This is a genomic window from Amycolatopsis sp. NPDC057786 (genome assembly GCF_042797905.1).
Classification (GTDB): domain Bacteria; phylum Actinomycetota; class Actinomycetes; order Mycobacteriales; family Pseudonocardiaceae; genus Amycolatopsis.
The window spans coordinates 48695-60829 of the sequence record NZ_JBHVKW010000045.1 but is presented as its reverse complement, the minus strand read 5'-3'; the positions used below and the strand labels follow the sequence as shown (position 1 = coordinate 60829).

Here is a 12135-nt window from a genome sequence, read left to right as displayed (position 1 = left end):
GCACCCTCCCTCCCCACCCCACCTCACGAAAGGACGCTCCACCCGCAAGTCCTTCCTTGATCGCCGCCGCTCATCGAAAGGATCGCCACTGCTATGTCTTTGAAACGACGACTAGGTGTGCTCGTCACATCCGTGGTCACGGCTCTGACAGGCGTCGCGCTACCGGTGCAGACCGCATCGGCGCACGAAGCGGCCACGGTGCTCGTGTTCTCCAAGACCGCGGGCTTCCGGCACGATTCGATCCCCGACGGGATCAAAGCGATCAAGGACCTGGGGGCGCAGAACCACTTCGGGGTGGAAGCCACCGAGGACGCTGCCGCCTTCACCGACGCGAACCTCAAGCGTTTCGATGCGGTGGTCTGGCTTTCCACCACCGGTGACGTGCTGAACGCGGACCAGCAGGCCGCGTTCGAGCGGTACGTGAAGGGAGGCGGCGGGTACGTGGGAGTGCACGCCGCCTCCGACACCGAATACGACTGGCCCTGGTACGGGGAGCTGGTCGGGGCGTACTTCAAGTCCCACCCGCAGATCCAGCAGGCGAACGTCAAGATAGAAGACCACGACCATGTGTCCACTATGGACCTTCCGGAGACGTGGCCACGAACGGACGAGTGGTACAACTACCGCGAGAATCCGCGCAGCGACGTCCATGTGCTCGCGAGCCTGGACGAGAAGAGTTACCAGCCCGGCGACGGCGCGATGGGCGACCACCCGATCGCCTGGTGCCACGAGAATTCCGGCGGCCGATCCTGGTACACCGGCGGCGGACACACCAAGGCCTCGTACGCCGAACCGGCCTTCCTCAAGCATCTGGCGGGCGGCATCAAATACGCCACCAAGCTGAGCGAGCCCGGCTGTGCCAAGCAGCAGGAAGCTCCGGTCGACGCGGACTTCGACCAGATCACCCTGGCCAAGGGCGAGGAGAAGACCGGCGAGCCGATCGCGCTGTCCGTGCTGCCCAACCGCGACGTCCTGCACACCTCGCGCGACGGCCGCGTCTGGTACACCAGCTCGTCGGCGACGACGTCGCTGGCCGGGCAGATCCCGGTATACAACCACGACGAGGACGGCCTCCAGGGTGTCGCCATCGACCCGGACTTCGCCAAGAACCGCTGGGTCTACCTGTACTACGCGCCCAAGCTGAACACCCCGGCCGGTGACGCGCCGGAGAACGGCACCCCGGCCGACTTCGAGCCGTTCAAGGGCTACAACCAGCTCTCGCGGTTCAAGCTGGGCACCGACAACAAGCTCGACCTCGCGAGCGAGCAGAAGATCCTCCAGGTCCCCGCCGAGCGCGGGATCTGCTGCCACGCCGGCGGCGAGATCGACTTCGATGCGCAGGGCAACCTGTATCTGTCCACAGGGGACGATTCCAACCCGTTCGCCTCCGACGGGTTCACCCCGATCGACGAACGCGCCGACCGCAACCCGGTGTACGACGCGCAGCGCACCTCGGCCAACACCAACGACCTGCGCGGCAAGGTGCTGCGGATCAAGGTCGGCGCGAACGGGAAGTACACGATCCCGAAGGGCAACCTTTTCCCGCGCGGTACGGCCAAGACCAAGCCCGAGATCTACGCGATGGGCTTCCGCAACCCGTTCCGGTTCGCCGTCGACCGCGAGACCGGCTGGATCCACCTCGCCGACTACGGTCCCGACGCCGGCGCGGCCGACCCGAAGCGTGGTCCCGGTGGCACGGTCGAGTTCAACCTGATCAAGAAGCCCGGCAACTTCGGCTGGCCGTACTGCATCGGGGACAACCAGCCGTTCATCGACTACGACTTCGCCACCAAGCAGTCCGGCGCCGCCTTCGACTGCGCCAAGCCGAAGAACACGAGCCCGCGTAACACCGGCCTGACCGACCTGCCGCCGGTCGAGAAGGCGTGGATCCCCTACGACGGCGGTTCGCTGCCCGAGTTCGGCACCGGTCCCGAGTCGCCGATGGGCGGCCCGGTCTACCACTACGACGCCAAGAACCCGTCGCAGACCAAGTTCCCGGAGTACTTCGACGGCAAGACCTTCGCCTACGAATGGGAACGCGGCTGGATCAAGGAGATCACCGTCGGGCCGAACGGTGAACGCGGCGCCATCAAGCCGTTCTTCGACTCGATGGACCTCGTCCGCCCGATGAACGTCGAGTTCGGCCCGGACGGCGCGATGTACGTCCTCGACTACGGCACCGGTTACTTCGGCGGCTCCAAGGAATCCGCCGTCTACCGCATCGACTACACCAAGGGCCGCCGGACGCCGATCGTCAAGGTGGCCGCGGACAAGACGTCCGGGCAGGCGCCGCTGACCGTCAAGTTCGACCCGGCGGGGACGAACGACCCCGACGGCCAGGCACTGACCTACGCGTGGGACTTCGACGGGAACGGCACGACCGATTCCACCGAGGCCACCCCGGTTTCCCATACCTACGCCGCGAACGGCCAGTACACGGCGAAGCTCTCGGTCACCGACGCCACCGGGCTGACCGGCTCGGCGAGTGTGGTGGTCACCGTCGGCAACACCGCGCCGGTGGTCACGCTGAAGACCCCGGTCAACGGCAGCGTGTTCAGCTTCGGGGACATGGTCCCGTTCAAGGTCGAGGTGACCGACGCCGAAGACAACCCGATCGACTGCTCGAAGGTGACCGTCGAATACATCCTCGGCCACGAGGGCCACGGGCACCCGCTCAGCCGCGCGACCGGTTGTGAGGGCACCATCGCCACGCCCGCCGACGAAGGACACGGCGCGGACGCCAACGTCTTCGGCGTCATCAACGCCAGCTACACCGACAACGGCGGAAACGGCGTGCCCGCGCTCACCGGCGAGGCCGAGTCCATCCTGCAGCCGAAGCTGAAGCAGGCCGAGTTCTACACCCAGTCCAGCGGCATCGAGGTCGTCGCGCACGCCGGCGCCAGTGGCGGCAAACGCGTCGGCCACATCGAATCCGGTGACTGGATCAAATTCGACCCGGTGAACCTCGTGGGTGTCGGCGGTATCGGCTACCGGGTGTCCTCCGGTGGCGCGGGCGGCACGATCGAGGTCCGTTCGGGCGCGGTGGACGGACCGCTGGTCCAGACGGTCACCGTCGCCAACACCGGCGGCTGGGACACCTATGCCGACATCCCGGCGTCCGCCCTCACCGACCCCGGCGGCACCGGCCCGTTGTTCCTCGTGTTCAAGGGCGGTTCCGGCGGCTTGTTCGACGTAGACGCGATCACCTTCGAGGAGAACTGATGAGCCGTCCGATCACCCTGTTCACCGGCCAGTGGGCGGATCTCCCGTTCACCGAGGTGTGCAGGCTGGCCAGTGAATGGGGCTACGACGGCCTCGAGATCGCGTGTTCCGGCGACCATTTCGAGGTCGACCGCGCACTGTCCGAAGAGGACTACGTGCCCGGCCGCCTGAAGCTGCTGGCCGAGCACGGCCTGAAGGTGTGGGCCATCTCCAACCACCTCGTCGGCCAGGCCGTCTGTGACGACCCGATCGACGAACGCCACCAGGCGATCATCCCGTCCAGGGTGTGGGGCGACGGTGAACCGGAAGGCGTCCGTCAGCGGGCGGCGAAGGAAATGGCCGACACCGCCCGCGCGGCGGCGAAACTCGGTGTGGACACGGTGATCGGCTTCACCGGTTCGAAGACCTGGAAGTACGTCGCGATGTTCCCGCCGGTGTCGCAGGCGGTCATCGACGACGGCTACCAGGACTTCGCGGACCGGTGGAACCCGATCCTCGACGTCTTCGACGAGGTGGGCGTGCGGTTCGCCCACGAGGTCCACCCGTCGGAGATCGCCTACGACTACTGGACCACGAAACGTGCGCTCGAAGCTGTCGGCGACCGTCCGGCATTCGGGCTGAATTGGGATCCTTCGCATTTCATCTGGCAGGACCTCGACCCGGTCGGCTTCATCCTCGACTTCGCCGACCGGATCTACCACGTGGACTGCAAGGACACCAGGAAGCGGTTCGACGGACGGAACGGACGGCTCGGCTCGCATCTCCCCTGGGGAGATCCCCGACGCGGCTGGGACTTCGTTTCGACCGGGCACGGCGACGTGCCCTGGGAGGACTGTTTCCGCGCACTGAATTCGATCGGCTACGCCGGTCCGATCTCGGTGGAGTGGGAGGACGCCGGCATGGACCGGCTCCGGGGCGCGGCGGAGGCCGTGACCTTTCTGCGGGGGCTCCTGTTCGACAAGCCGTCGGCGGCCTTCGACGCGGCTTTCAGCAACCAGAAGTGAGGGCGGTTTCATGTGCGGTGAAGAAGCTGAGCAGTTCCACTCTCGGCGGGCGCTCCTCCGCGGCGCGGCGACGGCGGCGGTCGCGGTCGGCGCGGCGGTAGCCCTGCCGAGCCTGGCCAGTGCGGCAACCGAGGCGGAGACCCAGGGACACGGCCACCACGGTCGGGGCCGTGTCCCGGTGGACAAGATCAGCATCCAGCTCTACTCCCTGCGCACCGCGCTGCAGGCCGATCTGCCGGGAACCCTGTCCGCGCTGGCGGACATCGGCTACCGGAAGGTCGAACTGGCGGGCACCTACGGCCGCACGGCCGAGGAGTTCCGCGGGCTGCTGGACAAGAACCACATCAAGGCGACGTCCACGCACATCGGCATCGACGGTGACCTCGACAAGACCATCGCGGACGCGAAGATCCTCGGGAACACCCGCGCCAACGTGCCGTGGGCGAACTTCGACACCATCGACGGCTGGAAGCAGTTCGCCGGGCGGATGGACACGGCGGCCCGGAAGTTCCGCCAGGCCGGTATCCCGCTCGGCTACCACAACCACGCGCACGAGTTCGCGCCCATCGACGGCGTGCGCCCGTACGACGTGCTCACCAGGAACACGAACCCGCGTTACGTGCACCTGGAGATCGACCTGTTCTGGGCGGTGGAAGGCGGGATGGACCCGGTTTCGCTGTACCGGCAGCACTGTCCGCGCGTGGTGCAGTACCACGTCAAGGACCGGACCGCGGACGGCAAGATGGTCGACCCCGGCAAGGGTGTCATCGACTTCCCCCGCATCTTCCGGCACACCCGTCCCCACCTCGCCGAGTACATCGTCGAGCACGACAACCCCACGGATCCCCTGAGCACCGCCCAGACCGGATTCACCTATCTCCGTAACGTCCGCTTCTGACTGGGGAATCCACAATGGACAAGCAGAAACGCGGGCTGTCCCGCAGATCGATGCTCGCGGGCACCGCGGCCGGGGTCATCGCCCCGGTCGTGGTGTCGGCGAGCGCGGGTTCGGCACCGGCCGCCGCGGCCGGGATGACCCGCCACATCACCATCTACGCCGACTACGTTCCCGGTTCGACCCGGGTCGGTTACGGGCTGGAGCCCGGGAAACCGACGATCCCCGGGCCGCTCCTGGAGTGCTACGAGGGTGACACGCTGGTGATCGAGCTGGTCAACAACACCGACCAGCGGCTCTCGATCCACCCGCACGGCGTCAACTACGACACCAAGTCGGACGGTTCGCCGTTCAACGATTCCTTCAACAAACCGTACGAGACCAAGACCTACACCTGGCGGACGCGGACGGCGTATCAGGCGGCCAACGGTTTCTGGATGCCCGGCAGCGCGGGGTACTGGCACTACCACGACCACGCGTTCGGCGGCGACCACGGCACCGTGGGCCTGATGAAGGGCCTGTACGGCGGACTGATCGTGCGCAAACGCGGGGATCTGCTGCCCAGCAAGCAGTTCACCGTGGTGTTCACCGAAATGTGGATCAACCACCAGGTCGCCCCGAACACGCCGATCTTCGAGGCGAACCTCGGGGAACGCGTGGAGTTCATCTGCATCGGGCACGGCAACCTGATGCACACCTTCCACCTGCACGCGCACCGCTGGGCGGACACCCGCACCGGCATGCTCACCAGCGCGACCGACAACGCCCCGATCCTCGACAACAAGACCCTGGACCCCGGCAACTCCTTCGGGTTCCAGGTGATCGCCGGTGACGGCGTCGGGCCGGGCGCGTGGATGTACCACTGCCACGTCCAGCAGCACTCGGACGACGGCATGTCCGGGGTGTTCCTGGTCCGCAACGCCGACGGCGGGATGCCCGCGGGCGCCCAGGAGGCGATCGACCGCTTCAAGGGGCACCAGCACACCACGTCCACGCCGAACGCCACCGGCGCCTCGGCCCACCACCACTAGTCTTGAAAGGAGCGAGAACTTGAGACGAGTATTTTCGCAACGTCGGCTCCGCAGACGTTCGCTGGCCGCACTGGCGGTCGGCGCCGTCGTCACCTCCGGGCTTCCGCTGGCCATCGCACCGGTGACCGCCGAAGCCGCGACGAACGTCCCGATCAACGTCCTGGTCTTCCACGGCACCGCCGCGGACCAGAAGGACCCCGTCCTGCGCGCCACGGACGCGATCGCGAGCCTCGGCCAGGCGAACGGCATCTCCGTTTCGTCCTCTTCGGACCCCGCGGTGTTCACGCAGGCGAACCTCGCGAAGTACCGCGGCGTCGTTTTCCTGTCCGCACAGGGCATCACGCTGAACCGTGACCAGGAAACCTCGCTGCAGAACTACATGAAGGCGGGCGGCGGTTTCCTCGGCCTGTCCGACGCCGCGCGGGCCCAGGACGGTTCGCAGTGGTTCTCCGGGCTGATCGGCGCCCGTCCGGTGGGCGCGCGTCCCACACCGGAGGCGGTCGCCTCGGTCACCGCGAGCGCGGAGAACCCGCCGAACGAGACCAAGGAAAAGCTCGCCGACAACAACGAGAACACCAAGTGGCTGGCCTTCCAGCCGACCGGCTGGGTCGCCTACAAGATGGCCGCCCCGGTGGCCGTGAGCAGCTACGACCTGGTGTCGGCGAACGACTTCGCCGGGCGCGACCCCAAGAGCTGGACCCTGCAGGGATCCAACGACGGGACGACGTGGACCGATCTGGACACTCGCACCAACGAGACGTTCCCCGACCGGTTCGTGAGCCGCAAGTTCACCTTCGCCAACACCACGGCGTACGCGAACTACCGGCTGAACATCACCGCCAACGCCGGTGACCCGCTCATCCAGCTGGCCGATTGGAAGCTGTACAAGGACAACTCGACCACCCCGCCGCCGCCGGAGGCCCCGCCTGCCGAGGCGACCGTCGACGTCCTCGACAAGGCGAACCCGGCCACCGCTGGCCTGCCGCAGAAGTGGGTTCGCACCGACCGGTGGCTCAACTGGGAGGTCAACCCGGTCGGCACCGTGCACACGGTCGCGCAGGTCGAGGAGTCGACCTACAAGCCGGGTGTCGGCGCGAACGGCGCCTTCCACCCGATCTCGTGGTGCCGTGACTACGACGGCGGCCGCTCCTTCTACACCGGGATGGGCCGGACCGAGGCCAGCTACGGCGAAGCCCAGTTCCGCAGCCACATCCTCGGCGCGCTGAAGTGGACCACCGGCATGGTGCGCGGTGACTGCAAGGCGGGTATCGCGGCCAACTACAAGGTCGAACGCCTCACCGGGATCAACCAGCCCGGTCAGATGGACCAGATCGGCGAGCCGCACGGGCTCACCATCGCGCCGAACGGCCGGGTCTTCTACATCGGCCGTGCCGCCTGCGCCGGCAACGTCGTGCCCGCGCCGAACGACTGGACCAACCCCGAGATCGGCGCCGGCTGCGGCACGATCCACCAGTGGGACCCGGTCACGAAGAAGCCGAAGCTGCTCACCACGCTGAAGGTGATGGGCAACCGCGGCAGCGGCGACGAGCTGGTCAAGAACGAGGAAGGCCTCCTCGGTCTCGTGCTGGACCCGAAGTTCAGCGAGAACGGCTTCATGTACGCCTACTGGATGCCGCACGCGTCGATCGACCTCGACAAGCGGATCGGCAAGCGCACGGTCTCGCGGTTCACCTACGACCTGAAGAACCAGACGCTGGACCAGGCGACCCGCAAGGACCTGCTGTCCTGGGACGTCCAGATCCACAGCTGCTGCCACGCCGGCGGCGGGATGGACTTCGACAAGGACGGGAACCTCTACATCGGTTCCGGTGACAGCAACTCGTCGCAGGGGTCCAACGGGTACTCCGGCAACAACTGGACCCAGGACTACAAGGGCGTCTCGTTCCAGGACGCGCGCCGCACCGCCGGTAACACCAACGACCTCAACGGCAAGATCCTGCGGATCCACCCGGAGCCGGACGGTACCTACACCAACCCGGCGGGCAACCTGTTCCCCGAGGCCAACGACCCCGGTGACAAGACCAGGCCCGAGATCTACGTGATGGGCGTGCGGAACATCTCGCGGCTGCAAGTCGACAAGAAGACCAACTGGCTGACCGCCGCGTGGGTGGGCCCGGACGCGAGCTCGCCGAGCCCGGAACTCGGCCCGGCCAAGTACGAGACCGCCACGATCATCACCGAGGCGGGCAACCACGGCTGGCCGTACTGCATGGGCAACAAGCAGCCGTACCGCGACCGCAGCAGCACCGACGCCGCGGTGCTCACCGGCTGGTACGACTGCGACAACCCGGTCAACACGTCACCGCGCAACACCGGCCTGGTGAACCTGCCGCCGATCAAGAAGAACATGATCTGGTACGCGCCGGACGGCGGCGGACCGGTGTTCCCCAACCGGCCCAACAGCTCCGTCCCGACGTACAACGCGGCCGAGGCCACCTACACGCAGCCCTACCTCAAGGGCGGCGGCCAGGCGGTCATGACCGGGCCGACGTACCACCGCGAACTGGTCAACACCAACAGTGGTGTCGCGTGGCCCGCCTACTGGAACGACAAGTGGTTCATCGGTGACCAGAGCAACGGGCAGAACCGGATCGCGGTCACCGTCGACCCGAACGGTGTCGGGAAACAGGATCCGCCGTTGTTCGCCGAGACGGTGCGGCAGATCATCCCGACCGGTGGTGGCGACACCAAGCTCAACCAGTGGATGGACGCCAAGTTCGGGCCGGACGGCGCGCTGTACGTGCTCGACTACGGCGGCGGCTTCTTCACCCTGACCAACAACCAGAAGCTGCTGAAGATCAGCTACGTCGGCGGCGAGGCCACCCCGTCCGCGGCGGCTTCGTCGACCATGGTGCAGAACAAGCCGCTCACCGCGGCCTTCACCGGGTCGAAGTCCGGCGGCGTCTCCTACAAGTGGGAGTTCGGCGACGGCACGATCTCGACGCAGCCCGACCCGCGGCACGCCTACCCGCGCACCGGGCTGTACACCGCCAAGCTGACCGTGACCTACGCGAACGGCGAGACGGTGACCACGCGGAACTCGGTGAACGTCGGGTGTCTCGTGGCGGACCCCAGTGCCACGGTGACCATCGGTGACACCGACACCGGGGTGACCAACCGGAACGCCGGTGGTGGCTGCACGGTCGACGACATGATCGACGACGACAGCACGTGGACCTCCCACGCCGGCTTCGTCAATCACGTCACCCAGGCCGTGGACCGGCTCGGCGACCTCGGCGTGCTGAACGCGGCCGAGTCGGACAAGATCAACGCCGCGGCCGCCGCGTCGCCCATCGGCAACAAGGGCGTCACCGGCTACGACGCGATCTACGACGGCACGCCGGAGTCGTTCCGGAACTGGTCGCAGGCGCCGTCCGGGCAGTTCGCCATCCAGCCGGACGGGTCACTGCGACCGTCGGGCGGGCTGGGCATGCTGTGGTACTCGGCACGGCAGTTCGGCAACTTCTCGGTGAAGCTGCAGTTCAAGGACATCGCCCCGAACGGCAGCGCGAACAGCGGTGTGTTCGTCCGGTTCCCGGATCCGCGCACGCCGCTGGAGCAGCGTCCGCCGGGCAGCTGCGGCACGGTCGGTTCGGCTCGGACGTCGCAGGCCTGGGTCGCGATCTACTGCGGTCACGAGGTCCAGCTCTACGACGGGGCCACCGGTGAACCGCAGAAGACCGGGTCGATCTACAACTTCGACCCGCGGCCGCTGGACCAGGCGGGCGTGAAGCCGAAGGGGACCTGGAACGAGTACGAGGTCAAGGTCGTCGGGCAGAAGTACACGATCATCCGCAACGGTGTGGTGATCAACGAGTTCGAGAACGCGCCGGGGATCCAGTCGTCGCGGGCGGGCGATCCGTCCACCGACTTCCGGCAGTTCGTCAGCGGGTTCATCGGTCTGCAGAACCACGGTGACAACGACCTGATGGAGTTCCGCAACATCCGGGTGCGGCAGCTGTAGCGCGAAAGCCGGCCGGGCGCGCGGGTCCGCGTGCCCGGCCGGTCTCCCTTGTACGGAAGGTTTCCCTGCGATGTCCCCAAGAACCCTCGTCGCGGCGTTGCTCGCCGCGGCGCTCGCGATACTGGGCCTGGTGTTACCGAGCTCGTCCGCCCCCGCCGTCGCCGCCCCCGTCCAGACCCTGGAATGGACCGCGGGCGACAGCACCGACCACTACCTCAGCGCGCCGTCGACCGCGGTGGCCGGTGAGACCACGATCGTCTTCAAGAACACCGAAGAGCTCGGCTCGACGATGTCGCACACGCTGACGTTCGACACGTCGACCGCGGGCTACAACCACGACGTCAGCCTCAACATCCTCGCCAACCCCTACGACGACAAGAACGGCGTGCACCAGGCCACGGTGACGCTGACCCCTGGCAAGTACCGGTACTACTGCACGATCCAGGGCCACACCAAGATGATGGGCGAGTTCGTCGTCACCGGCGAGCCGACCCCCGACACCACGCCGCCGACCGTGACCGCGAACGTGACCGGTACCAAGGACACCGCCGGGAACTACGTCGGTTCCGCGACGGTGAACCTGGCCGCTTCGGACAGCCAGTCCGGTGTGGACAAGGTCGAGTACCAGCTCGACGGCGGCGCCTGGACGGCCTACACCGCACCCGTGGCGGTCACCGCCGCCGGTTCGCACATGGTCCACTACCGGGCGTCCGACAAGGCCGGAAACGTTTCACCGGAAGGGATGTCGTCGTTCACCGTCGTCACCGGGCAGCCCGGCGACACGACTCCGCCGACGGTGACTTCCGAGGTGACGGGCACCAAGGACACCGCGGGCAACTACCTCGACACGGCCACCGTGAAGCTCACCGCGACCGACGCCGGCACCGGTGTCGACAAGGTCGAGTACAAAGTGGACGAAGGCGCGTGGACCGCGTACACCGCTCCGGTCGCGGTCTCCGCGCCGGGAATGCACATGGTCCACTATCGCGCCTCGGACAAGGCGGGCAACGTTTCGCCGGAAGGCATGGCGCACTTCACCATCGTCAGCAGCGACACCACCGCGCCGACGGTGACCTCCGAGGTGACCGGGACCAAGGACACCGCCGGGAACTACGTCGGCAAGGCGACCGTGACCCTCACGGCCACCGACGCCGGTTCGGGGGTCGGCAAGGTCGAGTACCAGCTGAACGGCGGTCCGTGGCTGACGTACTCGGCGCCGCTCGCGCTCACCGTCGTCGGCGCGCACACGGTGAAGTACCGCGCCACCGACAAGGCGGGCAACGTCTCGGCGGAAGGCACGGTGACGTTCACCATCGTCGAGGGCGACGACAGCACCGCGCCCGCCGTTTCGGTGGTGGTGAGCGGTGATCTGGACGGAAGCTGGTCGTACATCGAAGACGCGACCATCAACCTGACCGCGACGGACACCGGGTCCGGTGTGGACAAGATCGAGTACAAACTGGACGGTGGGGCCTGGACGGTCTACACCGCGCCGGTGAAGGTGACCGAGCTCGGCACGCACACGCTGACGTACCGGGCTTCGGACAAGGCGGGCAACGTCTCGGCGGAACAGGGCGGCGCGTTCACCATCGTCGCCGCACCGCCGGGCCCGGACGCCTGCCCGGACTCCGACGTCCGGGACACGGTGATCCTCGGCACGGCGGACAGCCAGGTCGAGAACCGCGACACCGGTAACGGCTGCACGATCAACGACGTGATCGACGACGAGTCGGACTACTCGTCGAACGACCAGTTCGTGACCTACGTGCGGGCCGTGACACAGGAACTCCTCGACGGCGAGGTCATCTCGTCCTACGAGCGTGAACTGATCGTCACGGCGGCGATCGACTCCGGTATCGGCGGCACGACCGCCGAGCCCGAGCCGGAGCCCGAACCCGGCAAGACGAAGAAGCCGAAGACGTCGAACCCGGGCATGAAGAAGGTCGTGAAGACGCCGATCCGGGACGTCTGAGCGAAGTCGGTTACCTTTCTCGCGTC

Annotated in this window: 6 protein-coding genes; all 6 read left to right on the top strand. The window is 67.2% G+C overall.

Annotated features, from left to right (window positions below):
- Window positions 1-93: 93 nt before the first annotated feature.
- A complete protein-coding gene (locus tag ACFVM3_RS22965) occupies window positions 94-3222 on the top strand; it encodes a ThuA domain-containing protein (protein WP_378441579.1) in 3129 nt (1042 codons plus the stop codon).
- Window positions 3222-4226: a sugar phosphate isomerase/epimerase gene (locus ACFVM3_RS22960; RefSeq protein ID WP_034313678.1), complete on the top strand. Its 1005-nt coding sequence runs from the start codon at window positions 3222-3224 to the stop codon at window positions 4224-4226. The genes ACFVM3_RS22965 and ACFVM3_RS22960 overlap by 1 nt, the downstream gene beginning before the upstream one ends.
- A 10-nt stretch (window positions 4227-4236) precedes the next feature.
- Complete coding sequence (locus ACFVM3_RS22955) at window positions 4237-5124, top strand: sugar phosphate isomerase/epimerase family protein (protein ID WP_378441577.1); 888 nt, start codon at window positions 4237-4239, stop codon at window positions 5122-5124.
- A 14-nt stretch (window positions 5125-5138) separates the two neighbouring features.
- Window positions 5139-6152, top strand: coding sequence for a multicopper oxidase domain-containing protein (locus tag ACFVM3_RS22950; protein ID WP_378441576.1), 1014 nt, complete (start codon window positions 5139-5141; stop codon window positions 6150-6152).
- Between the two features lie 19 nt (window positions 6153-6171).
- Window positions 6172-10137: a ThuA domain-containing protein gene (locus ACFVM3_RS22945; protein ID WP_378441574.1), complete on the top strand. Its 3966-nt coding sequence runs from the start codon at window positions 6172-6174 to the stop codon at window positions 10135-10137.
- A 70-nt stretch (window positions 10138-10207) separates the two neighbouring features.
- Window positions 10208-12109, top strand: a complete 1902-nt coding sequence (locus tag ACFVM3_RS22940) for an OmpL47-type beta-barrel domain-containing protein (RefSeq protein WP_378441572.1) — start codon at window positions 10208-10210, stop codon at window positions 12107-12109.
- Window positions 12110-12135 lie beyond the last annotated feature (26 nt).

What these genes read in the sequence shown, in the direction of transcription:
- ACFVM3_RS22965 (WP_378441579.1), top strand. Translation starts at nt 94, where the DNA reads ATGTCTTTGAAACGACGACTAGGTGTGCTCGTCACATCCGTGGTCACG.
- ACFVM3_RS22960 (WP_034313678.1), top strand. Translation starts at nt 3,222, where the DNA reads ATGAGCCGTCCGATCACCCTGTTCACCGGCCAGTGGGCGGATCTCCCG.
- ACFVM3_RS22955 (WP_378441577.1), top strand. Translation starts at nt 4,237, where the DNA reads ATGTGCGGTGAAGAAGCTGAGCAGTTCCACTCTCGGCGGGCGCTCCTC.
- ACFVM3_RS22950 (WP_378441576.1), top strand. Translation starts at nt 5,139, where the DNA reads ATGGACAAGCAGAAACGCGGGCTGTCCCGCAGATCGATGCTCGCGGGC.
- ACFVM3_RS22940 (WP_378441572.1), top strand. Translation starts at nt 10,208, where the DNA reads ATGTCCCCAAGAACCCTCGTCGCGGCGTTGCTCGCCGCGGCGCTCGCG.